Source organism: Mesorhizobium sp. M0621 (assembly GCF_040320745.1).
Lineage (GTDB): Bacteria > Pseudomonadota > Alphaproteobacteria > Rhizobiales > Rhizobiaceae > Mesorhizobium.
Map to the genome: position 1 here is coordinate 18,293 of NZ_JAMYQF010000031.1, position 23,429 is coordinate 41,721.

The following is a 23,429-nucleotide window of genomic DNA, read 5'->3' on the forward strand; positions in this document are numbered from 1 at the left end:
CGAGACGGGCGGGAGTGAAGCGCCGCCTTAGTCCGGGTAGCAGACCATTGGAATGTTCGGCCAGACGGCGCTGTCGCAGTTGGCGCTGTCCTGCCTTTGCTTGAAGGAGGCGCTGACCGGGCCGGTCACCATCGGGTCGACGCCGTCGGGTGCGTCGGCGAAGACCTGCTCGGCTGTCTGGGTGCCGGACTGCGCAACGGGGCGCGCTTCGCGCAGCGTCGCGGCGGACTGCGCGGCATTGGCGGCCAGCAGGATTGCAAAGGCAGCGGACGCGATAAGCGGCCAAAATCGGTTGAGTTTATCGGTCATGACGTTCGAACTGCCCGGGCCCTGAAAGGTTCCCGCCTTGGTTAACAAAATCATCTCACACGCAGATGCTTAAGATTTGATGAGTATTTGGTGTCGCGCCTCCTCTTTCGCAATTGCGAAAAACCCTGTATGAGCCGCCCAACCGAAAGAGGCAGCGCCTTTTGGCCTGCTGCCTGCAACGCTCCCGAGACCCAGAACATGAAAATCCGTAATATCGCGATCATCGCGCACGTCGACCATGGAAAGACCACCCTTGTCGATCAGCTTTTGAAGCAATCCGGCTCCTTCCGCGACAACCAGCGCGTCGCCGAACGCGCCATGGATTCCAACGACCTCGAAAAGGAACGCGGCATCACCATCCTGGCCAAGGCGACCTCGGTCGACTGGAAGGATACCCGCATCAATATCGTCGACACCCCCGGCCACGCCGATTTTGGCGGCGAGGTTGAACGCATCCTGTCGATGGTGGATTCGGCCATCGTGCTGGTCGACGCCGCCGAAGGGCCGATGCCGCAGACCAAATTCGTCGTCGGCAAGGCGCTCAAGGTCGGCCTGAAGCCGATCGTGGTCATCAACAAGATCGACCGTCCGGACGCCCGCCATGTCGAAGTGGTCAACGAGGTGTTCGACCTGTTCGCCGCCCTCGACGCCACCGATGAGCAGCTCGACTTCCCGATTCTGTACGGTTCGGGCCGTGACGGCTGGGTTTCCGAAAATCCGGAAGGACCGAAGGACCAGCAGTTGGCGCCGCTGTTCGACCTCGTCATCAAGCATGTGCCGGCGCCGACCGTGCATCCCGGCCCGTTCCGCATGATCGGCACCATCCTGGAAGCCAATCCGTTCCTCGGCCGCATCATCACCGGCCGTATCGAATCGGGTACGTTGAAGTCAAACCAGCCGGTCAAGGTGCTGCACCATGACGGCACGCTGGTCGAAACCGGCCGTATTTCCAAGATCCTTGCGTTTCGCGGTCTCGAGCGGCAGCCGATCGATGAAGCCCAGGCGGGCGACATCGTCGCCATTGCCGGTCTCTCGAAAGGCACCGTCGCCGACACGTTCTGCGATCCGGCGGTGAGCGAGCCGCTGCATGCGCAGCCGATCGATCCGCCGACCGTGACCATGTCCTTCCTCGTCAACGACAGTCCGTTGGCCGGCACGGAAGGCGACAAGGTGACCAGCCGCGTCATCCGCGACCGCCTGCTGCGCGAGGCCGAAGGCAATGTCGCGCTGAAGATCGAGGAATCGCCCGACAAGGATTCGTTCTTCGTCTCCGGCCGCGGCGAATTGCAGCTGGCCGTGCTGATCGAGACGATGCGCCGCGAAGGTTTTGAGATCGCCGTGTCGCGTCCGCGCGTCGTCATGCAGAAGGGCGAGAACGGCGAGTTGCAGGAACCCATCGAGGAAGTCGTTATCGACGTCGACGAGGAGCATGCCGGCATCGTCGTGCAGAAGATGTCGGAGCGCAAAGCGGAGATGGTGGAGCTGCGCCCGTCCGGCGGCAACCGCCAGCGCATCGTCTTCCACGCGCCGACGCGCGGCCTGATCGGCTACCAGTCGGAACTGTTGACCGATACGCGCGGCACCGCCGTGATGAACCGCCTCTTCCATGCCTACGAGCCTTACAAGGGAGAGCTGCCGGGCCGTACCAACGGCGTTCTGATCTCCAACGAGCAGGGCGAGGCGGTGGCCTACGCCATGTGGAATCTCGAAGACCGTGGTCCGATGGTCATCGACCCCGGCGTCAAGGTCTATCAGGGCATGATCATCGGCATCCATTCGCGCGACAACGATCTCGAAGTGAATGTGCTCAAGGGCAAGAAGCTGACCAACATCCGCGCCGCCGGCAAGGACGAGGCGGTGAAGCTGACGCCGCCGATCCGCATGACTCTGGAACGCGCACTGGCCTGGATCCAGGACGACGAGCTGGTCGAAGTCACGCCGAAGACCATCCGGCTGCGCAAGCTCTATCTCGACCCGAACGAGCGCAAGCGCTTCGAAAAGTCGGCCAAGGCGGTCGGCGCGGCGTAAGCTTTTCTATTTCCGACAGCTGAGAGGGCGGAGCAAACCAGTTGCTCCGCCCTCTTTTCATTCACCACCGGCAGCCGAGACAATGTCGTCCTGGTCGACCTCACCGGCCAGATCTATGCGGATCGTCATTCCCTGGCGGATCGGCTTGCGCAAGGCGTTGGCACTGTCGGCAACGACGATCAGCAGTCGCCGCTCGTCCAGCGCCTGAAGCCGTGATCGCGAGATGCCGAGTTCGCTGGCAAGCAACCGGTCGAGTCGCAGGGATGTCGGCATTTCGAGCCTAAGCTGGAGTTCCAGCGCGGTTGCGGTCTCCCTTGTGCCGCCAAGCCTGCGCTTGTGAACGGCGACATCGGGAAATTCCTCGACGCGCCCGATCCGGTTTCGCAGCGCGACGACATCGAAGGCATGGCGGCGGGCCAGCCCCGGATCGTTGCATTCGAGCGCCTGCAGCAACGCCGGTTCGATATCGCGGCGGTTGCAGCGCTCGAAAATGCCGAAATTCCAGGAATTTTCGCAGTCGACGCAGCGGTAGATCAGCCAGACATCGATGCGTTTGCCATTGGCGTTGACGCGGAATTTTCCACTGCTGCAATAGGCCTTAACGGTGCCGCAGCGATTGCAGTTGATGAGCGGTCGAGGTGGGGTTTGGGGCGCGATCGCCCAGTCGATACGCAGAAATCCAGACATGCCGATAAGCCCTTCCCGTCGGGAAGTTCATCAGGCCGGCGATGTCGAGATGCCCATGCGGGCACGGCGTGGCGGTAGGCTGCGGTTTTTGGAAATCAGGTGTCACGGGCAAAAGCCGCGCGACGCGGTTCAGCAGTGCCAAACCGGTCTCGAACCGCCGCCCAGAAGAACACGTGAACATAAAAACAGACACCGCGAATGCGGCGCCATGCAGTGTGTTGGGGGTGTTGACGAGACCGGCGGTTACGTAGGCAAAGTGAAGCTCAAAATTGTTTCGCGGCGGCCTTTCTAACCGCGAGATGCCGGACGGGCAAGGGACCTCGCAAGCCTTGGTTCCTCGCCCCCACGGGAGTGGGGGAGAGGTGGCTCGGCGAAGCCGAGACGGAGAGGGGGAAGGGCTCGGCGTTCACAAGAATTCGGAGCAAACTCACCAGCGTCGCAGCCCCCTCTCCGACCGCTTCGCGGCCACCTCTCCCCCGCCTTGCGGGGGCGAGGAACCCAAGGCTTGGTACGTCAGCGCCAATGGCCCGTATCGGGTTTGCCTTTGCCAGAGCCGCAGCTGTCGAGTATTTGTGGTTGATCGAGCCCCAAACAGAGATCCTGGCCCATGCACCTCACATCGCTCCTGATCTTCGCCGCCGCTTTGTTCGTTGCCGCCGGCTCGCCCGGCCCATCGATCGCGGCACTTGTCGCGCGCGTCATCTCGAAAGGTTTTCGCGATGTGTTCCCGTTCCTGCTCGCCATGTGGATCGGCGAGGGCATCTGGCTGTCACTGGCGGTGTTCGGACTGGCTGTGGTGGCGCAGACCTTCCATTTCGCCTTTGTCGTCGTGAAATGGGTCGGCGTCGCCTATCTCGCTTACCTTGCCTGGAAGATGTGGACTGCGCCTGTCGATGGGAAAGAGGGCGAGATGCCGCGCGAGGATTCTCCGGCAAAGCTGTTCTTCGCCGGGATGGCGGTGACGCTCGGCAATCCCAAGATCATGATGTTCTACCTGGCACTGCTGCCGACCATCATCGACCTCGCTTCGGTCAGCGTCGTCGGCTGGGTCGAGCTGACGGCGACCATGGCCGTGGTGCTGGTCGCCATCGATCTGGCCTGGGTGCTCGCCGCGTCACAGGCGCGCAAGCTCCTGAAGAGCAAGCGCGCCATGAAGATCGCCAACCGCATCAGTGCCACTACGATGGCCGGCGCGGCTGCAGCGATCGCGGCGCGGTCGTAACCCGTCACATCATCTCGATGATCGGCGCGATCTCGACGCTGAAGGCCGGGTTCATCAGGATCGGGCAATCCTTGGCCTTGGCTACGGCATCGTCGATGTCTTTCGCTTCGACGATCGTGTAGCCGGCGGTCGGATTGCTGCCGCCATTGTTCTCGACCTTGCCGCCGGGCAGCACCATCTTCGACATGCCGACCGGATTGCCGCCGTCGACCACGGCCGAGCCGAGCTTGCCGTACCAGCCGTTCCAGGCGTCCATTGCGGCTTTCCGCTCGGCCTCGTCGGTCGGCATCTTGCCCGAGCCATGATAGACGTAGAGATACTTCGCCATGTTCTCCTCCCTTGGTGAGCGGCATCGAACCGGCATGCGGTCATGCCGCCTGCCGATCATCGGACCAAACCGGCAAACAAGCAACGAGAATGCGAAACGGCTAATATAATGCCCAGTCGTTGCAGCCGCCAACCTCACCTTGCCATGGCGTCATATTCGTCGTTCGGCCGCATATCAATTGCCGCGGCCACCCGGTTCGACATGTTGAAGAAGGCCGTGGTCGAAGCAATGTCCCAGATGTCGCGATCGGTGAAGCCGGCCTTGCGAAGTGCTGCCCGATCGGCCTCGACGATCTTCGCCGGCTCCTCGGTCAACTTGACGGCGAATTCGAGCATCGCGGTCTGCTTGGGCGAAAGATCGGCGGCGCGGAAATTCATCACCATCATTTCGCCGAGCGCAGGGTCGCCGGACAGCTGGCGTACCGCCGCGCCATGCGCGGTCAGGCAATAGTAGCAATGGTTGATCGAAGAGACGGCGACCGCGGTCATCTCGCGTTCCAGCTTCGACAGGCCGGATTCTCCGAGCATTAAATCGTTGTACATGTCGGTGAAGGCACGCAGCTTTTTGTCGTCGAAGGCATAGGCGCGCAGCACGTTGGGGACGAGGCCGAGCTTCTCCTCGCATTTGGCGAAATAGGCTTTTGTCGCCTCGCTCAGATCTCCCAGGCCAAGGTCAAGCGCGGTGATTTTGCCGGTCATGGGTCATTTCTCCTCGTTGGATGACGTCTTGTTGCCGAATTCCGATATTTCTTTGCAAGCCGTCAAACCTTTGTCGCCAAACAGCGGTCATCTGCTACCATAGTCGTAAAAGCATTGACGGGAGGGAAGTGCGTGATGGCCAGCGTGAAATCCGCGAGCAAGCCGAAGAAAAAAGCCACGGCAGCGACAAAAGCGGAGGAAAGGCCAGCCAGGCTCGCCGACTATCTGCTCGCCCGCGCGCCGGCTGAAGACATCGCCACTTATGAGGTAGCCGACCTCGAACGCGCCGCCGATCTGGCCGGCCGGGCTGTTGCCGCTCATAAAAAAGGCGAGTGCGTTGTGGCCGTCGATGCAGATTCCGGCGTCATGCGAGACGGCCGCCCGATGACGGTCATCACGGTCGTCAACGACAACATGCCCTTCCTGTTCGATTCCATCCTCGGCGAGGTCACCGAGACATCAGGCGAACCGACGCTTGTCACCCACCCTGTTATCGTGGTGCGTCACGGCAAGAGCGGTGTCGACGAAATCCTCGGCGATGGCAATTTCGCTAGGGATGACGGCAATCACGACCGGCTGAGCGTCATCCATGTCCATATCCCGCGGCTGACCGCGGAGCAGGCGAGCGGACTGACCGAGCGGCTGCGCAAGATGCTCGGCCAGGTTCATGCCGCCGTCAACGACTGGAGACCGATGCTGGCCCGCCTCGATCAGGCGATTTCCGAGTTCCGCTATACGGCCGTGCCGCTCGACAAGAAGAGCGTCGCCGAGGCGATCGCCTTCCTCGAGTGGCTGCGCGACGACAATTTCACCTTCCTCGGCATGCGCGAATTCAAATACACCGGCGGCGAAGAAAGCGGCAATCTGGAACGCGCCGACAAGCCCGGCCTCGGCATCCTCGCCGATCCCGATGTGCTGGTGCTCAGGCGCGGCACAGAAGCGGTGACGACAACGCCGGAAATCCGCGCCTTCCTGCATGGGCCGGAGCCGCTGATCGTCACCAAGGCCAATGCCAAGTCTTCCGTGCATCGCCGAATCTATCTCGATTACATCGGCGTCAAGACCTACACCGCAAAGGGCACGCTTGCGGGCGAATTGCGCATCGTCGGCCTATTCACCTCGACCGCCTACACGCGCTCGGTGATGAAGATCCCTTATCTCCGCTCAAAGGCCGAAACCATCATCGCCAAGTCCGGCTTCGACCGCCACGATCATTCCGGCAAGGCGCTGATCAACGTTTTGGAGAGCTATCCGCGCGACGAGTTGTTCCAGGTGCCGGTGCCGATCCTGAGGAAGCACGCAGCCGCCATTCTCGGCCTGGTCGAGCGACCGCGGGTGCGGGCGTTGGTGCGCGCCGACCAGTTCGATCGTTTCGTCTCGATCCTCGTCTTCGTGCCGCGCGACCGTTACGACAGCGTGGTGCGCGAGAAAATCGGCAGCTATCTCAAGACCGTTTTCGAAGGCCGGCTGTCGGCCTACTACCCAGCCTTCCCCGAAGGCGGGCTGGCGCGCGTGCATTTTATCATCGGCCGCTCCGGCGGCAAGACGCCGAAGGTCGAGCAAGCGACGATCGAGGCGGCGATCCGCGACATCGTACGCACCTGGGAGGATGCCCTTTCCGATGCAGCGGAGGCCAGTGGCGGCGACCAGGCGTTGAAGGCGATTGCGGCGCGGCTGCCGGAAAGCTACCGCGATTCGTTCAGCGCGGCGGTGGCGCTGGCCGATGCTCGGCGCATTGCCAAAATCAGCGCCGATAATCCGATCGCTATCGACTATTATCGTCATGCCGAGCAGAAGCCGCACCAGGCGTCGCTGAAGATCTATCACCACGGCAGCCCGGTGGCGTTGTCGCGGCGGGTGCCTGTGCTGGAAAACATCGGCTTCCGCGTCATCAGCGAGCGCACTTTCGAGGTCGGCGACGACCAGTCCGGCATGATCAGTAGTGATCAGCCCGGCCTGGTCTTCATCCACGACATGGAGCTGGAGAACAGCTACGGCAAGCCGATCGACCTTGCCGATGGCGGCGCGGTGTTCGAGGATGCGTTCCTTTCCGTCTGGCGCGGCGACGTCGACAATGACGGCTATAACGGCCTTGCCCAGACCGCCGGCCTGTGGTCGGGCGAGATCACCATCCTGCGCGCCTATGGCCGCTATCTGCAGCAGGTCGGCATTCCGCAAAGCCAGGATTTCATCGCCGCTGCGCTCAACCGCTATCCCGACATCGCGCGCGGCCTGCATGCGCTGTTCATCGCCCGGCTTGGCCCAACGGCCGAGACCGAAGGCGTTGTCGCGGCAAAGCACCTCAAGGCCAAGATCAAGGACGCGCTGGAAGATGTGCCGAATATCGACGACGACACCATCATCCGGCGTTATCTCAATCTGATCGACGCCTCGCTGCGCACCAATCATTTCGTTGCCGATACGAAAGAGAAAGGCCAGTCGCTGGCGATCAAGCTCGATTCGCATGCGGTGGAAGGATTGCCGGCGCCGCGGCCGTGGCGGGAGATCTTCGTCTACGGTTCCGAGGTCGAGGGGCTGCACCTGCGCTTCGGTCCGGTGGCGCGCGGCGGCCTGCGCTGGTCGGACCGCGCCCAGGACTATCGCACCGAGGTGCTCGGCCTGGTCAAGGCGCAGCAGGTCAAGAACGCCGTCATCGTGCCGGTCGGCGCCAAGGGCGGCTTCTATCCCAAGAAGCTGCCGATGAGCGCCGGCCGCGATGCGATCTTCGAGGCCGGCACATCGGCCTACAAGAACTTCGTCTCCAGCCTGCTGTCGATCACCGACAATATCGGCCTCGACGGTGTCATCCCGCCGGCCGGCGTCGTGCGCCGCGACCCGGACGATCCGTATTTCGTCGTCGCCGCCGACAAGGGCACGGCGACCTTCTCCGACACCGCCAATGCGATCTCAGAGAAGCACGGCTTCTGGCTCGATGACGCCTTCGCCAGCGGCGGCTCGGCCGGCTACGATCACAAGAAGATGGGCATCACCGCCAAGGGCGCCTGGGAAGCGGTCAAGCGGCATTTCCGCGAGATCAACCGCGACATCCAGACCTCGCCCTTCACCGTCGTCGGTGTCGGCGACATGTCGGGCGACGTGTTCGGCAACGGCATGCTTTTGTCGCCGAAGACCCGGCTGATCGCCGCCTTCGACCATCGCGACATCTTCATAGATCCCGATCCGGATATGGCGGCGTCGATGGCCGAGCGCGAGCGCATGTTCGCTCTCCCCCGCTCGAGTTGGCAGGACTACGACAAGACCAAACTGTCGGAAGGCGGCATCATCGTCTCGCGCAACCAGAAGTCGATCACCTTGCCGGCGGCAGCGGCGGCGGCGATCGGCTTGGCCAAGACCACCGCAACGCCGGTCGAGATCATGACCGCCATCCTCAAGGCGCCGGTCGATCTTCTCTGGTTCGGCGGCATCGGTACATATCTCAGGGCATCGACCGAGACCAACGCCGAGGTAGGTGACCGCGCCAATGATGCCGTCCGCATCACCGCGCTCGACGTGCGCGCCAAGGTGATCGGCGAGGGCGCCAATCTCGGCGTCACGCAGCGGGCGCGTATCGAGTTCGGCATGAATGGAGGCCGCTGCAATTCCGACGCCATCGACAATTCCGGCGGCGTCAACTGCTCCGACGTCGAGGTCAACATCAAGATCGCGCTGGCGTCCGCCATGCGCAAGGGATCGTTGACGCGTCCGGCCCGCAACAAGCTGCTGGCCGAGATGACCGACGAGGTCGGCTCACTTGTCCTATCCAACAACTACCAGCAAACACTGGCGCTTTCGATCGCGCGCAAGCGCGGCCTCGCCGACATCGCGCATCAGAGCCGCTTCATGACGGCGCTGGAGGCGCGCGGCCTGCTCGACCGAGCCGTCGAGACGCTGCCGTCGCCGGCGGCACTCGCCGAGCGCGAAGCGCGCGGCGAACCGCTGACCAGGGCCGAGCTCGGTGTGCTGCTCGCCTATGCCAAGATCGTGCTGTTTTCCGACATCGTCGCCAGCGACGTGCCGGACGATGCGCATTTCGACCGCGACCTGATGGGCTATTTCCCGGACCGGATGGCGAAGAAATACGTCGCCGAGATCCACGGCCACCGGCTGCGCCGCGAGATCATCACGCGGGTCGTCGCCAACGATCTGGTCAATCGCGGCGGCCCGTCCTTCGTCAACCGGCTGCAGGAAGCGACGGGGCGCACCGCCGCCGACGTGGTGCGCACCTTCGCGGTGGTGCGCGATGGTTTTGCCTTGCCGGCGCTCTATCGCGAGATCGACGCGCTCGACAACCAGATCGACGGCCAGGTGCAGCTCGATCTCTATCAGATGGTCAGCCGGCTGATCTACGTGACCAGCGGCTGGTATCTGAAGAACGATACCGGCACGGCACCGCTTGGCCAGCGCATCACTGAGCTGCTGGAAGCCCGCAAGGCGCTGGAGCCCAAGCTCGTTTCGCTGCTGCCGGCTTTCTCGCGCGAGCGGATCGAGGAGAAGCGGCACGGGCTGTTCAAGAGCGGCGCGCCGGAACGGCTGGCCGAGCAGCTGGCGCTGAGCGAGGTGGCGGAACTGATCCCCGACATCGCGCTGACGGCGCGTACGGCCGGCGCCGACATCGTCGCGGCGGCCAGGGCGTTCTTCGCGGTCAGCGATGCCTTCCGTATCCCTCGTGTCGAGGACGCTGCACGCTCGATCACGCCATCGGACTATTACGACCAGCTGGCGCTTTCGCGTGCCACCGACACGATCGGCGCCGCACGGCGCGGCATCGCTGTGGCGGCGCTCACCGGCCACGCCAAGACGGCCGATCCGGTAGCAGCCTGGCTGGAAGCCGGTGGCGAACGAGTGGCGCGCATCCGCGACCGGCTGCAGGCGCTCACCGAGGGCGGCGACATCACCGTGTCGCGGCTATCGGTCGCTTCCGGGCTGATGAGCGATCTGACGGGGATGTGAGCGAGATTCGTTCGGCGCGGTTGGCGCCGCCCGTTCAGCCGGCTGATAAGCTGCGCCAATCGTGGTCGTTTGCATGCGCACTGCAAAACATGCAGACATGGGGCCAACCGCTAGCGTTACAAAGGCGATCGGAGGGGACATGACCGAAGTAGCACTGCAGCGTGCGTCTGGGCGCGGCATCTGGGGATGGATGCTGTTCGACTGGGCGGCGCAGCCGTTCTTCACGGTCGTCACCACCTTCATCTTCGGGCCTTACTTCGTCTCGCGCATGGCGAGCGATCCGGAAACCGGCCAGGCGGCCTGGGGTTACGGCATCGCCGCGGCGGGCCTGGTCATCGCCGTGCTGTCGCCGGTCCTCGGCTCGATCGCCGATCAGACCGGCCCACGCAAGCCGTGGATAGCGTTCTTCGCCGCGGTCAAGGTCACCAGCCTTTGCCTGCTTTGGTTCGCGGCCCCCGGTTCGAACCTTTTCATGGTCGTGTTCTTGTTCTCGCTGGCGTCGGTCGCGGCCGAATTTTCGACCGTGTTCAACGATTCGATGATGCCGCGCCTGGTGCCGAAGAGCGAGATCGGCCGGATTTCCAACATGGCCTGGGGCCTTGGTTATCTCGGCGGGATGATCGCGCTGATCTTCGTGGTCGCCTGCATGGCCGGTTCGCCGGAAACGGGCAAGACGATCATCGGCATCGACCCGCTGTTCGGGCTCGACCCGAAGCTCGGCGAGGACGCCCGGGCCACCGGGCCGCTGTCGGCCGGCTGGTATTTCCTCTTCATCCTGCCGATGTTCTTCTTCACGCCGGACGCTATCAAGGGCATCCCGATCGGGCCGGCGGTGCGAGAGGGGCTGGCGGAGCTGAAAGTAACACTGGGTGAGGTGCGCAAGCGCAGCGGTATCTTTCGCTTCCTCGTCGCCCGCATGATCTATCAGGACGGGGTCAATGCGCTGCTGGCGCTGGGTGGTACGTTTGCGGCTGCAATGTTCCATTGGTCGATCACCGAGATCGGCATTTTCGGCATCATTCTCAACGTCGTCGCCATCTTCGGCTGTCTGGTTGCAGCTCGTCTCGACACGGCACTTGGTTCAAAAACCATCGTGATGATCTCGCTGGTCCTGCTCGGCATCGCCACGATCGGCATCGTCTCGACCGGACCGGGCTACACTTTGTTCGGCCTCTGGATGATGCCCGGACCAGACAGTGGCGGCCTGTTCGGTACGGCGGCGGAAAAGGCCTACATCTTCTTCGGCCTGTTAATCGGCGTGGCTTTCGGGCCCGTGCAGGCGTCGTCACGGTCCTATATGGCGCGCAGCGTCACAGCCGCCGAATCCGGCCGTTATTTCGGCATTTACGCGCTGGCCGGCAGGGCAACCAGTTTCTTGGCGCCGTTCATGGTCGCGTCCGTCACCCTGGCCAGTGGCTCGGCGCGCCTCGGCATGGCGGTGATCGTGCTGTTCCTTGGGCTCGGCATGGCGATCCTGGTCAAGACGCCCTATCCGGCGGACCGGCCAAGCGAATAGCAACAGCGCTTCTTCCTTTTCCGCAAACGCTCAATGCCGGAAATGCCTCACGCCCGTAAACACCATGGCGATGCCGTGTTCGTCGGCGGCAGCGATGACGCCCTTGTCGTTCATCGAGCCGCCCGGTTGGATGACGGCGGTGGCGCCGGCGGCGATCGCGGCCAGCAGCCCATCGGCGAAGGGGAAGAAGGCGTCGGAGGCGACGACCGAGCCCTTGGTCAGCGGTTCGGCAAGGCCCGCCGCCTCGGCGGCGCCGAGTGCCTTGCGCGCGGCGATGCGTGAGGAGTCGACCCGGCTCATCTGGCCGGCGCCGATGCCGACGGTGGCACCGGCCTTGACGTAGACGATGGCGTTGGACTTGACGTGCTTGGCGATGCGGAAGGCGAATTTCAGGTCGGCCATTTCGGCCGGCGTCGGCGCGCGCTTGGTCACCACCTTCAACTCAAGGTCGTCGACGACGGCGTTGTCGCGGGACTGGACGAGCAGGCCGCCCGCGACGGATTTGACCGTCGTGCCTGATGTGCGCGGGTCCGGCAGGCCACCGGTGACCAGCAGGCGCAGGTTTTTCTTTGCCGCGACGATTGCTGCTGCCTCATCGGTCGCGCCGGGCGCGATGATCACCTCGGTGAAGGTCTTGACGATTTCTCCGGCGGCCTCGGCGTCGAGGATGCGATTCACAGCGACGATGCCGCCGAAGGCCGAAACCGGATCGCAGGCCAGCGCCTTGACGTAGGCCGCCTTCAGCGAAGCGCCTTCGGCGACGCCGCACGGGTTGGCGTGCTTGATGATGGCGACGGCGGCTGAGTGGTTCGGATCGAATTCGCCGACCAGTTCGAAGGCGGCGTCGGTGTCGTTGATGTTGTTGTAGGACAGCTGCTTGCCCTGAAGCTGGCGCGCCGTGGCGACGCCCGGCCGCTTGTCGCCATTGACGTAGAAGCCGGCGCTCTGATGCGGGTTCTCGCCGTAGCGCATCACCTCGACCAGCCTGCCGCCAAAGGCGCGCCAGGTCGGGTGTTCGATCTCGAGCGCTTCCGCCAACCAGCCGGAGATCGCCGCGTCATAGGTGGCGGTGCGGGCAAAGGCCTTGGCCGCCAGCTTCTTGCGGAAATCCAGCGACAGCGAGCCGATGTTCATCTCCAGCGCGTTCAGCACCGAGGCGTAGTCGCCGGGATCGGTGACGATGGCGACATAGGCATGGTTCTTGGCCGAGGCGCGGATCATTGCCGGTCCGCCGATGTCGATGTTCTCGACGATCGATGCGTAATCGGCGCCGGAGCGGCGGACCTCCTCGAACGGATAGAGATTGGAGACGACGAGATCGATCGGCTCGATGCCGTATTTGCGCATTGCCGCGGAATGCTCCGGATCGTCGCGCACGCCAAGCAGCGCGCCATGCACGCTGGGATGCAAGGTCTTGACGCGGCCATCCATGATCTCGGGAAAACCGGTGAGCTCAGAGACGTCGCGCACCGCCAGGCCCGCTTCGGCGATCGCCTTTGCCGTGCCGCCGGTCGAGACCAACTCGACGCCCGCCGCTGCCAGCGCTTTGGCGAAATCGATGAGCCCGGTCTTGTCGAAAACGGAGAGCAGGGCGCGACGCATCGGAACGAGGTCAGGCGCGGGAATGTTCTTGGCGGCGACGGCCATGGGGTGGCGGCCTTTCACGACTGGTGTGATGGATGCCGCGCCCGTAGCACATGCCGCCCGGAAATCAAACCGGCGGTCAGGCAGGCTCAGCTGTTTTCCGGATAACCGGCGATGCTGGTACGCGTCAGCTGCCAGTGGATTTCGGCGACTTCCGAGGCCTTGAAGGCGAGCACGATCTGGCGGCTGCGGCGCGGGCCGCCGAGACCGGCGAAATAGATCGACTCCTCGACCTCCGGCACCACTTCGGCTGCTGTAAACACCCACGTGTCGGCCTGGTCGGCGGTCATCACCAGGCGATCATGCTCGTCCTGCAGCAAGCTGATGTCGGGGTGGACGTGGAAGCGGACGGTGACGAAGTCGCGGCCGTTGTTGCGGATCGCCGCATTGCCGGGCCGCTGGAAGCGGTCCCTGCCGGCCAGCACATTGCCGTCCGAGGAGAGCTTCAGTTCGCGCTCATGCAGGAAGCCGAAGCGGGGGACATAGCCATCATGGCGGGCGATGAACCCCTGAATGCCCTTCTGGTCGGTGCGCTTGCACTGCACATGCTGCGGGCCGCCGATCAGCGGCGAACCGAGCAGGTCGTTGACGCGCAGCGAATGGCTGAAGCGTGCCGACGAGGTGTCGTTGATGGTGGCGGTCGAGTGCGCGGCGGTGGCGCGCGCCAGCGGCCGGAATTCAGCCGCGCCATAGGTGTCGATGCCGGCATTGACGATGTAGTGCTGGCGGCCGGACGACAGCTCGAAGGCGAGGCAGCTGGCGTGCGCGGCGTTGGACACGTCGATCGGCGGCGGCAGGCCGGTGTCGGCTATGACCGTCACGCCGCCCATCGACAGGCGCTCATAGCCGGAATGCGGCGCATGCAGCAGCGGCGCGCCGGCGGTGTCGTCATGGCGCAGGATGGTGGCGATGCGGTCATGGATGGTGGCGCCCATGCCGTTGAAACGGGCGAGGCTGCCGTCCTGATGGCGGAAGAAGCGCAGCGCCGGCAGCATGCGGTCGATGGCGCCGATCAGCGCCTGCGGCGGCGTCTCCGCCTGATTGGCATAGGTCTGCCGCAGCGGCAGAAGGTCGGCGAGGATTTCCAAGACGACCATCGGATTGCGCGAAATGTGTCCGCCGTCGGCAAGGATCTGGCGGTCGAGTTCCACGGCAAGGTTGCGGGTCGCGCCACGCAGCGCCGAGGCCGGCGCCGGCAGGGACAAAGCGGCGAAGGCGAGCGCGATGCGGGCGCGCAGCCTGTCCTTGCCGTCCGGCATTTCGCGCGCCATCGACCTGAGGTAGCGGATCTGGACGGCGAGCGATTTCAGGAAGGCGCGGTAGAAGGGAAACTCGGCCCCCTGCAACACGACGGAGGAGTGCTGCAGCCAGGCGATGATGCGCTTGGCCGTCGTGCCGGACTCCCAGGCGACGCCGGAAATATGGCTGCCATGCATGACGATCCAGTCGGAAACCAGGGCGCGGGCGTTGGCGGCGGCAAGGTCGGTGGCGGCGGCGCGCATGTGGCGCAGCCAGCGAAAACCGTGCAGCGTTTTCTGCCAGCCATGATTGGGCACGTTGATCTGGAAAGGCGACTTGCCGCCGGTCTCGACCAGATGCCCCGACAGGGGATAGCGGCCGTAGTAGATCTCGAGTGCGATCTGCGGGTCGGCGAGGCGCAGGTCCGGCGGTGCGATCAGCACACGTTCCGGCGTGCGGCCAAAATAGCGCCAGCGGTAGACCGGCCCGGCACGCAGGCGCCGGCGCGTTTTGCGCCAGAACTCCTTCGCGACAAGCGTCCACAGGCGCGTCGTGCTGCTGGCAGCAACTGCCAAAACCCCTCCTGATCGTCCTCTACCCCATCACCGAGTTTACATGATTGCTGGACTCGTGCGAAGGCGAATTCCATCGGACGATGCCGGCTCACCCGGTATTGACCCCGATAATCGCCAAAAAGCCGGTAAATCCGGGCAGTTAAGTCAAAGCGCGTCGCGCCCGACCGGTCGAATGCAACGCGCTTTGGTATTCTGTTTTATGCATGTCGTTGTCCCAAAACCGCTGCACACTTTTGGGCGACATGCATTAGCCGGCTCGGCGGATGCGAGCCGCGAAGAAGCCATCGAGACCGGAAACCCCGGGCGAACCAAGATCCAGATCGGCGGGCGTGGTGCGCAGTGTGCCTTGTGGCGTCAGGAACGGATCGATGCCGGCGATCTCGCTTTGCTGCAGCGGATCATTGGCTATGTCAGCCGTGCCGGCCAGAAAGGCGCGATAGAGGTCCTCGCCTTCGAGCGGGTCGAGCGAACAGTTGGAAAAAACGATCCGACCGCCGGGTTTCACCAGCGTGACGGCGCGGCCGAGCAGCCTGCGTTGCAGGTCGGCGAGTTTTTCGACATCGGCCACCGTCTTGGTCCATGGCACATCGGGATGCCGCCGCACCGTGCCGGTCGACGAGCAGGGCGCGTCGAGGAGAACGGCGTCGAACAATTCCTTCGGCTCGTATTTGAGCAGGTCGGCCTGGACGATCTCGGCGGACAGACCGAGACGGTCGAGGTTTTGCGTCAGCCGCACCAGCCGGTTTTTCGAGGTGTCGACGGCGGTGACCTTGGCGCCGGCGAGAATGAGCTGCGCGGTCTTGCCGCCGGGGGCCGCGCAGAGATCGGCGACGCGAAGTCCCCTGACATCGCCGAACAACCGGGCAGGCAGACTGGCCGCGGCGTCCTGGACCCACCAGGCGCCATCGGCAAAGCCGGGCAGTTCGGTGACGGGCCCGACGAGATTCTCGACCCGGATCGTGCCGGTCGGCAGGACGATGCCGCCGAGCCTTTCGGCCCAAAGCTCGGGATCGGCTTTGACTGAAAAGTCGACCGGCGCCTCGACGCGGTGGGCTTCCAGGATCTGCCTTGCCTTCTCTGGGCCATAGGTGGCCTTCAGCCGCTCGGAAAACCATTTGGGCGCTTCGTCGGTGGCGGCGAGGGCAGCAGGCAGTTCCGTTTCCTTGGCGCGCGCCAGCGTGCGCAGCACGCCGTTGACGAGGCCGGAGAATCGCACCGTGCGCGGATCGGACTTGGCATGGGTCACAGCGAGGTCGACCGCGGCGCTATCGGGAATGTCGAGGAACAGGATCTGTGCGGCTGCCACATGCAATATGTGCGACAGCGCGGTAGCGTTGGGCGGCAGCGGCTTTTCCAGGCGCCGCGCCAGCAGCCCCGATATGGTCATGCGATAGCGCAATGCGGTGACCAGAATGGCGCGGACCAGGCCACGGTCGCGCAGGTCGAGCGCCTTGTATTGCGGGTGGCCGTTCTCATGATCGGTCAGCCCGTCAAGCGGTGTCCGGGCATCGATGACGGCGGCAAGCAGGCGCGCCGCCGTCTTGCGGGCGGCGAGGCCGGCAACGAAGTCGCCGCCGTCTTTGTGTTCCTGATCGCCTGAAACCGTGCGTCGAGGTCCTCTGTCCGCCACGCTCACGACCACCGGCCCTTGGGCCCGGTCGGGTTGCGGCCCCACGGGTTGGATTTCGGCTTGGCTGGTTCCGCCGGCTGCTCGGGTTGTGCTGCCTGGTCCCAGGGGCCGGATGGCCGCTGTTCGTCCGCCTGCCGTGGCGTCGGGGCCTGGCGCGGGGCGGCCCGGGTTTCGCCGCCTTGCATCTGCTGCGCCATCGCCTGCAGAGCAGCGATGCGGTTTTCTGTGTTCGGGTGTGTGGAAAACAGACTGTCCATACGCTCGCCGGAAAGAGGATTGATGATGAAGAGATGCGCGGTTGCCGGATTGCGCTCGGCATCGGGGTTGCGGATGCGTTCGGCGCCGCGAGCGATCTTGTCAAGGGCGGATGCCAGCCAGAGCGGGTGTCCACAGATTTCAGCGCCGCGCCGGTCGGCCTCGTATTCGCGGGTCCGGCTGACAGCCATCTGCACGATCATCGCGGCAAAGGGCGCCACGATCATCGCCGCCAGCACGCCGACAAAGCCGAACGGGCTGTTGTTGTCGCGGTTGCCGCCAAGGAAGAAGGCGAAGTTGCCGAGCATCGAGATGGCGCCGGCAAAGGTGGCGACGATCGTCATGGTCAGCGTGTCGCGGTGCTGCACATGGGCGAGTTCGTGCGCCATGACAGCTGCGACTTCTTCATGCGTCAAAGCTTGCAACAGACCGGTGGAGGCGGCGACCGCCGCGTTTTGCGGATTGCGGCCGGTGGCGAAGGCGTTCGGCTGCGGATTGTCGATCAGGTAGGTCTTCGGCATCGGCAGGCCAGCCTGTTTGGCCAGCGACTGGACGATAGCATAATATTCGGGCGCGGTCCTTTCGTCGACCTCGACGGCGCGGTTCATCGACAGCACCATTTTGTCCGCGTTCCAATAGCTGAACAGATTGGTGCCGGCGGCGATCAGCAGCGCGATCATCATGCCGCCCGATCCGCCGATCAAAAAGCCGACACCCATGAACAGTGCCGTCATTGCGGCAAGAAGCATGGCGGTGCGAATTGTGTTCATCGTCTGCTCCTGTCGAGGCGATAGCGAAAGGGGGTCGATCGTCATTACAGCGCCGCGCGTCCTTTCGGACGCGCAAAGGACGCTGTAACGCTCTTATTTTGCGCATGATCCTTTCCGAAAATCGATTCCGATTTTCGGGGTCATGCGTGAGTTCATCGCTATATGATGGGAAACGCCAGTTCCTGTTTCAATCCGCTGGAAATATCGCATGAACGACGAAACCAGTAAAATCGATGCCGACCTTGGCCGTGACGTCGAGCCAAAGACGCTGACGCCAGCAGCCAGACGTGCGCTCGCGGAAGCCGAAGCGAGACGCGTGAAGTATCTGGAGAAGGAAGCCGCAGTGCCGAAGGAAATCGGCGGCCGCAGCGGGAAGGAGCCCGGTCGCTATGGCGACTGGGAGGTAAAGGGCCTGACCAGCGACTTCTAAGGATATGTTGATATTCAGGTGATGCTGACCTGCAAGCCTGACCTGAATCTCAACACACCTTTGGACGGCGTTGCGCTACATCTTTAGGCGGCGCTGCGCTGCGGCTCGAGCGCGATCCAGCCACGCTCGTCAACGGTGATGCCGACGCCGTCGTAGCCCGCGATCGCGGCATGCTGTGTTGGCAACGGATGCGTATGCGTGGCGTTGATGACCATGACCGCCGCGCCCGCCGCCTCGGCTGCGATGATGCCAGCCGGAGCATCTTCGAACACGAGGCAGTCGCGTGCATCGAAGCCGAGCCGTTCCGCGCCAAGCCGGAAGCAATCGGGCGCCGGCTTGCCGTGGGAAACATCTTCCGCCGCGACGAGAACGGCCGGGACAGGGATGCCGGCAGCCTTCATGCGCAACAGCGCCAGTTCACGTGGCGCGGAGGTCACGATCGCCCAACGCTCGGGCGGCAGCGCGTTGAGAAACGCCACGGCGCCGGCGATCTGGAGAATGCCGTCCAGATCGGCCGCCTCGGCCTTCAGCAGCAATTCAGCCTCGCGCGCCGGGTCGACGCCTGGGAGTGCCAGGCCGGTGATGGTCTCGATTGCCCGCACGCCATGGATCGTCGGCAGGAAGGCGGCGACGTCGAGGCCTTGGCGGCGTGCCCAATCGCTCCATACCCGTTCCGCCGAGGCGATGGAATTGATGAGCGTGCCGTCCATATCGAAGAGGAAGGCCGCGAATTTTCTGCCTGCGTACATGGTTTTCCTTGAGTAAGGGGGTGCTTGTGGCGGTCGCCGAACCTAACGTCGCGGCGTCCTTATGGGAAGGCGTGAGGGGTCACCTTTTCGATGGTCCCTCCGGAATGTTGGCATAGATAACTCCTCCAATCAGGTCGGCTGAACATTGTGCGAATCGGTAGCTGGGTTGCTCGACAATCGGAAGGGCCGGGGGCCTTGCTACGCCGGACTCCTCCCCTAATTGCTTCCGTGGGCGCCTTACTCGCGAGTTCGCCTTTGGGGGCAGCGGCGGTTTGCGCCGTTCTGACTGCATGCCGCGGAAAGACGGTCAGACCGACACACCTATGGAGGTCGTCGTGCGTCAATCCCGTGGATCCAGCTGGGCATTTCTTGCAGTCGCTTGCTCGATCGCGGTAGCTTGTGCTGGCGCTGCAGCCGGCGGCCAGAACGGCCGAGGGCAAGGCGCTGGCGGCCATCATGGTGACAATGGTGGAGGCAATGATGGCGGAAGCCACGGCGCTGGCGGCCATCGCAGCGAAGGCCGCAACAGCGGCCCGCACAAAGGGCTTGGCGGCGACCCCAGCAGTAGTTCACCGGTGGACGACGGCGAGACCAGCGCCACTACAACGACCGTAGAGGCGCCAACTACAGCCAGTACCGTCCCATCCGCAGATCGCGGACAGTCGCTCGGCCTCCCGCCCACCCTACAGCCTTCCAACGACAGCAACAATTCATCAACGGTCAGTCCAATCGTAGCGCTGCCGGGCGTCCCGAATGAAGTCGTTCGCGCCTGCCATGATGCAGTCGAGTCGGCCGCCGCCCCGTTCGATGCGACCAGTGTGCGCGTCAGCAGCGCAGGTTTCATACATCGCCTGAGCCCAGATACGATCTCGGCTCCCATTGAGGTCAGCATCGACTATGCGCGGCAAGGCAACGTAGAGACGCGGCGGGCGCCGATTCAATGCCAATTGGATGCGACAGGCAGCGTTATCGGACTGACATAGCGCATCGCGCAGAACTCCTTGCCGAGGGAGCAGGGCGAATTCGAAAGAGATGACTCATCCCGGCCTAACGGAGGGCGCGAGGCTATGACCTAATAATCGGGGCCTTAAAGAGGGATCGCGCCGTCGTTTTGGAAATTACTCCAATGTCGTCTGTATCGGCCTGAGCGAATAGGGAAGTGTGATAGAACGCACGCGGGTCGTCCGCGACGGATTGCGAACCTTGCTGCGTGCAGTCTTCTGGCTGACAGTCTTCACTTGGCCGGTCGCGGCTGCTGCGCGGGCGGAACGCGGCCTCGGCGACGGTTCGACCTGCGCGCTGGGGCGCTCAGTCCTGAGCCTGTCATTGTCGGCGCGCGCGGTGGCCAGGTCGCGGGCAAGAGAAGCAGCGGCTTCACGTTGCTTGTCCAGAGCCGTCTTCAAGCCGGCGACCTCTGCCACGATTGCTCGGGCGGCGTCGCGCTCGCGGCGAGTTCTGTCGATATCCTCATGGATCGAGACTGCTGCAGCGCGTTCTCGTGCCAGAGCCTGCGCCGTCTCGGCTGCAGTCTGTTCGGCACGCTCTCTCGCTGTGACTGCACCGGTCCGTTCCTGCTCAGCCGCGTCCGCGCGCTCCACGAGCGCGGCATTGGACAGTTTGACTTTGGCGAGATCGCCACGAAGGTCCGCAGACTTCCGGCGCTCGTCATCGAGCATTCCGCTCGCTTGCGCCAGCGAAGCCTTGGCCTTGGTGCGATCCTTGGCGGTCTCGATCTCAAGCTGTTCAATTTGCGCCCGCGCTCGCGATAGCTCGCGCGCCAGCCACTCCGTTCGCTGACGCTCCAGATGAGCAGCGGGCATCTCCACAAAAACATAGTTGGCGGTCTCGCGCAGCAGCGTGCGGGCATCTCCCGCAATGCGTCGAAGTGCGTCAAGGGTTCGAGCTGCCGCGAGTTCGTTGCGCAATCGCTCCTCGCGTGCGTTGTCGGCGGCTGCCATGGTTGCCCTCAGCGCGCCGATCTGCTTGCTCGACTCCAGGAGCGCTTTCTGCAGAGCGGCGCTCCTCGCGCGCTCGCCTTCCGCCGCCCCCTGCTCCTGGCGGGCCAATTCCCTGGCAGCGGCTGCCTGAGCACGAACTGCCCCGACTTGCGCCCGAGCTGCCCCAAGATCCGGATTGAGCAATTCGACATTCGTGCGCCCGTCTCCCTGGGCTGGTCTATGCATGCCTAGCGCAGCACTCGCAGGAAGCTCGAAGGATCGCGAAGGTTCCGGATGGGCAGGGCCTTGCGCCTGCGAAATGGCGGGGGCTCTTTCGATCCAGTTTTGTCTCGTCATCGCATAGCCAAGCGGCACGGCCAGACAGATTGCGGCGACGCCCAAACGGAGTACAAGACCGATCGGCCTGAGAACGCGAGGGGGTGAGGCTGTCGCGATGGTCGGGTCGGGATCCAGGCTGGATCGTCCCGTTTGCGCTATGACCTTCAAACCGCGATGCGCCGGATTGGCCAACTGAGCAACTTTGCGACGCAATCGGCCGGATTGCGGTATGTCGGTTGCGGAAGCAAAAGCACTGGTCTGGGCCACTGACGAGCGCGCGCAGGCTTCGGAACTTGCGTCGAAATGTTCGACCCGCACCCCAAAATGACGGTAGTTGGCATTCTGAGGCCGAACATTCAGGTCTGCCGTGTCTGAAAGAGCTGCAACCTGAGAAGAAGGGGCACGCTCGGTTGCAGGGTCGACCGGGCCTTGCCAGTCCCAAGAAGCCTCCCCGGGAGGATAAGATACGCCTTCGCTCAGGTAGGCATCTGGTTTTAGGCGCCGCCACCTTTGCACTCCGATAGCAATGCGCCGAAGCACAAGATAGATGCCCACTGATGCAAGTATTGCTATCCCGCCCAGTACGGCAATATCTGCATCGTTTGCGTAAATCTCAGCAAGATGATTTGGCATTGGCGTGCCCGTGCGGTCTTGGGTGTATTCTTAAGCTCGTGAAGCGGTGCTTTGGCCCTCACCTTGGCGCTGGCTAGGCCTTGGATCGCTCGCGAAGTCACTTGCTTCGAGGTCGACGGTCCATCCTGAACTTAAGCTAGGTCACAGAGCTCCACGGTCAACCGTCACCATTTTCATAACAGCGGCACCCATAAGCGAACGTGCCGTCGGACATTCCTCGAAATATTGCGACGCGTTCACCTCGACCGCTGGCGCGGCCTCGTCGGGCGGACCTCATTCTAAGTCTTGGCAGTAGGTTCGCCACCGAACATGAGAGCGCACGAGGAAAATGGTTGGGCGAACCATTCGCCAGCTGGCTGTTTTGTTGAAAAGGCGACGTCCCAAGGGAACCACAGCCAGTTCTGTCGCGTTCCAACAAACTGCTTTCCACGATAATCGAAGGGGGACTGCGATGCTGATCCGGCTCGGCTATGAAATCGCCATCGAATGCACAGCAGGCACTCCGGTGATTTCGGTGCTCGAGATACACAAGGACAGGCAAGCCGACATCAAGCGGCAGACGCGGGTGCTGACATCGCCTGCCGTGCCGACCAGGCTCTACCACGATCTGCACGGCAATGCCTGCCGCCGCTTCACGGCGCCAGCCGGGAGCTTTCGCATCCTCTACGATGCGGTCGTCGAGGACAGCGGCGAGATGGACGAGGTCAACACGCTGGCCAGGGAAGTGCCGGTGGCGGACCTGCCCGACGAGGTGCTCGGTTATCTCCTGGGCAGCCGCTATTGCGAGACAGATCATCTCAGTGACCTGGCCTGGCAACTGTTCGGCCATCTCCCGCCCGGCTGGGCGCGGGTGCAGGCGATCGTCGACTATGTCCACAACCGGTTGTCGTTCGGCTATGGCTATGCGCGCTCGACCCGCACCGCGGCCCAGGCGCATGAGGAGCGCGTCGGCGTCTGCCGCGACTACGCCCATCTGGCGATCACGCTGTGCCGCTGCATGAACATTCCCGCGCGCTATGTGAACGGCTATCTCGGCGATATCGGCGTGCCGATCGATCCGGCGCCGATGGATTTCTCGGCATGGCTGGAAGTGTTCCTCGACGGCAAATGGTACACGTTCGATCCCCGCCACAACAGGCCGAGGATCGGCCGCGTCGTCATCGCGCGCGGCCGCGACGCCACCGACGTGCCGCTGCTGCACAGCTTCGGCCCGCACCGGCTCAGCCTGTTCAAGGTGTGGACCTACGAACAGGAAGGCAATCTGTTCAACCCGCCCTATCACGGCATCGACAGGACCGTCAGCGCGCAGATGCTGGCCTAGTCGCGAGGCCTACCGACGCAACGGTTCCAGAAACATGGTCCGCTTCGGCACAGGGGCACTGTGCCGCAACAGGACGTCGTCGAGCTTCCTTCGATTGGCTTGTCCTGAGGATGGTAACCAGCTCGTAAACGCAGCTGCAGCGCGCGTTGTTCTGTTTACCAGTCATTCA

The 23,429-nt window shown here is 63.6% G+C and carries 16 protein-coding genes; 6 read left to right on the plus strand and 10 right to left on the minus strand.

The features are described 5' to 3' along the window. Positions 1-27: 27 nt before the first annotated feature. Positions 28-309, minus strand: a complete 282-nt coding sequence (locus NKI38_RS20600; protein ID WP_352660031.1) for a hypothetical protein — start codon at positions 307-309, stop codon at positions 28-30. 198 nt (positions 310-507) lie between these two features. On the opposite strand from NKI38_RS20600, the gene typA reads away from it, so the two are divergent. Next, on the plus strand, positions 508-2,337 hold the full coding sequence (gene typA / locus NKI38_RS20605) for a translational GTPase TypA (protein WP_352632924.1): 1,830 nt from the start codon (positions 508-510) through the stop codon (positions 2,335-2,337). A gap of 57 nt (positions 2,338-2,394) precedes the next feature. Here the strand turns inward: typA and NKI38_RS20610 are convergent, their stop codons facing one another. Beyond that, complete coding sequence (locus tag NKI38_RS20610; RefSeq protein ID WP_352660033.1) at positions 2,395-3,024, minus strand: DUF1062 domain-containing protein; 630 nt, start codon at positions 3,022-3,024, stop codon at positions 2,395-2,397. Between the two features lie 607 nt (positions 3,025-3,631). Here NKI38_RS20610 and NKI38_RS20615 point away from each other — a divergent pair. Beyond that, positions 3,632-4,246 (plus strand): LysE family translocator, encoded by a 615-nt coding sequence (locus tag NKI38_RS20615; RefSeq protein ID WP_352660034.1) that lies wholly within the window; start codon positions 3,632-3,634, stop codon positions 4,244-4,246. A 4-nt stretch (positions 4,247-4,250) separates the two neighbouring features. Here NKI38_RS20615 and NKI38_RS20620 read toward each other — a convergent pair whose 3' ends face one another. Both NKI38_RS20620 and NKI38_RS20625 read right to left on the minus strand, forming a co-directional pair. Next, entirely contained in the window at positions 4,251-4,574 is a 324-nt protein-coding gene (locus NKI38_RS20620; RefSeq protein ID WP_352660036.1) for a YciI family protein, read from the minus strand. A 134-nt stretch (positions 4,575-4,708) separates the two neighbouring features. After that, on the minus strand, positions 4,709-5,272 hold the full coding sequence (locus NKI38_RS20625; RefSeq protein ID WP_352660038.1) for a peroxidase-related enzyme: 564 nt from the start codon (positions 5,270-5,272) through the stop codon (positions 4,709-4,711). A gap of 135 nt (positions 5,273-5,407) precedes the next feature. On the opposite strand from NKI38_RS20625, the gene NKI38_RS20630 reads away from it, so the two are divergent. Beyond that, entirely contained in the window at positions 5,408-10,222 is a 4,815-nt protein-coding gene (locus tag NKI38_RS20630; RefSeq protein WP_352660039.1) for an NAD-glutamate dehydrogenase, read from the plus strand. Positions 10,223-10,361: 139 nt separating this feature from the next. Beyond that, complete coding sequence (locus NKI38_RS20635; RefSeq protein WP_352660041.1) at positions 10,362-11,738, plus strand: MFS transporter; 1,377 nt, start codon at positions 10,362-10,364, stop codon at positions 11,736-11,738. A 30-nt stretch (positions 11,739-11,768) separates the two neighbouring features. Here the strand turns inward: NKI38_RS20635 and purH are convergent, their stop codons facing one another. The 4 genes from purH to htpX form a co-directional block, all read right to left on the minus strand. Next, complete coding sequence (gene purH, locus NKI38_RS20640) at positions 11,769-13,385, minus strand: bifunctional phosphoribosylaminoimidazolecarboxamide formyltransferase/IMP cyclohydrolase (RefSeq protein ID WP_352660043.1); 1,617 nt, start codon at positions 13,383-13,385, stop codon at positions 11,769-11,771. A gap of 86 nt (positions 13,386-13,471) precedes the next feature. Next, entirely contained in the window at positions 13,472-15,196 is a 1,725-nt protein-coding gene (locus NKI38_RS20645; RefSeq protein ID WP_352660044.1) for a heparinase II/III family protein, read from the minus strand. Positions 15,197-15,443: 247 nt separating this feature from the next. Next, entirely contained in the window at positions 15,444-16,832 is a 1,389-nt protein-coding gene (locus NKI38_RS20650) for an RsmB/NOP family class I SAM-dependent RNA methyltransferase (RefSeq protein ID WP_352660045.1), read from the minus strand. Next, a complete protein-coding gene (htpX, locus tag NKI38_RS20655; protein WP_352660047.1) occupies positions 16,829-17,851 on the minus strand; it encodes a zinc metalloprotease HtpX in 1,023 nt (340 codons plus the stop codon). The genes NKI38_RS20650 and htpX overlap by 4 nt, the downstream gene beginning before the upstream one ends. A 208-nt stretch (positions 17,852-18,059) precedes the next feature. On the opposite strand from htpX, the gene NKI38_RS20660 reads away from it, so the two are divergent. Then, positions 18,060-18,281, plus strand: a complete 222-nt coding sequence (locus NKI38_RS20660) for a DUF1674 domain-containing protein (protein ID WP_352632914.1) — start codon at positions 18,060-18,062, stop codon at positions 18,279-18,281. Positions 18,282-18,364: 83 nt separating this feature from the next. Here the strand turns inward: NKI38_RS20660 and NKI38_RS20665 are convergent, their stop codons facing one another. Together NKI38_RS20665 and NKI38_RS20670 are read right to left on the minus strand one after the other, a co-directional pair. Next, positions 18,365-19,030 (minus strand): HAD-IA family hydrolase, encoded by a 666-nt coding sequence (locus NKI38_RS20665; RefSeq protein WP_352660049.1) that lies wholly within the window; start codon positions 19,028-19,030, stop codon positions 18,365-18,367. 1,118 nt (positions 19,031-20,148) lie between these two features. Then, complete coding sequence (locus NKI38_RS20670) at positions 20,149-21,939, minus strand: hypothetical protein (RefSeq protein WP_352660051.1); 1,791 nt, start codon at positions 21,937-21,939, stop codon at positions 20,149-20,151. A gap of 451 nt (positions 21,940-22,390) precedes the next feature. Between NKI38_RS20670 and NKI38_RS20675 the strand changes: the two genes are divergently transcribed. Continuing rightward, positions 22,391-23,260, plus strand: coding sequence for a transglutaminase-like domain-containing protein (locus tag NKI38_RS20675; protein ID WP_352660053.1), 870 nt, complete (start codon positions 22,391-22,393; stop codon positions 23,258-23,260). Positions 23,261-23,429: the final 169 nt, after the last annotated feature.

What these genes read in the sequence shown, in the direction of transcription:
- NKI38_RS20600 (WP_352660031.1), bottom strand. Translation starts at nt 309, where the DNA reads ATGACCGATAAACTCAACCGATTTTGGCCGCTTATCGCGTCCGCTGCC.
- typA (WP_352632924.1), top strand. Translation starts at nt 508, where the DNA reads ATGAAAATCCGTAATATCGCGATCATCGCGCACGTCGACCATGGAAAG.
- NKI38_RS20610 (WP_352660033.1), bottom strand. Translation starts at nt 3,024, where the DNA reads ATGTCTGGATTTCTGCGTATCGACTGGGCGATCGCGCCCCAAACCCCA.
- NKI38_RS20615 (WP_352660034.1), top strand. Translation starts at nt 3,632, where the DNA reads ATGCACCTCACATCGCTCCTGATCTTCGCCGCCGCTTTGTTCGTTGCC.
- NKI38_RS20620 (WP_352660036.1), bottom strand. Translation starts at nt 4,574, where the DNA reads ATGGCGAAGTATCTCTACGTCTATCATGGCTCGGGCAAGATGCCGACC.
- NKI38_RS20625 (WP_352660038.1), bottom strand. Translation starts at nt 5,272, where the DNA reads ATGACCGGCAAAATCACCGCGCTTGACCTTGGCCTGGGAGATCTGAGC.
- NKI38_RS20630 (WP_352660039.1), top strand. Translation starts at nt 5,408, where the DNA reads ATGGCCAGCGTGAAATCCGCGAGCAAGCCGAAGAAAAAAGCCACGGCA.
- NKI38_RS20635 (WP_352660041.1), top strand. Translation starts at nt 10,362, where the DNA reads ATGACCGAAGTAGCACTGCAGCGTGCGTCTGGGCGCGGCATCTGGGGA.
- purH (WP_352660043.1), bottom strand. Translation starts at nt 13,385, where the DNA reads ATGGCCGTCGCCGCCAAGAACATTCCCGCGCCTGACCTCGTTCCGATG.
- htpX (WP_352660047.1), bottom strand. Translation starts at nt 17,851, where the DNA reads ATGAACACAATTCGCACCGCCATGCTTCTTGCCGCAATGACGGCACTG.
- NKI38_RS20660 (WP_352632914.1), top strand. Translation starts at nt 18,060, where the DNA reads ATGAACGACGAAACCAGTAAAATCGATGCCGACCTTGGCCGTGACGTC.
- NKI38_RS20665 (WP_352660049.1), bottom strand. Translation starts at nt 19,030, where the DNA reads ATGTACGCAGGCAGAAAATTCGCGGCCTTCCTCTTCGATATGGACGGC.
- NKI38_RS20670 (WP_352660051.1), bottom strand. Translation starts at nt 21,939, where the DNA reads ATGCCAAATCATCTTGCTGAGATTTACGCAAACGATGCAGATATTGCC.
- NKI38_RS20675 (WP_352660053.1), top strand. Translation starts at nt 22,391, where the DNA reads ATGCTGATCCGGCTCGGCTATGAAATCGCCATCGAATGCACAGCAGGC.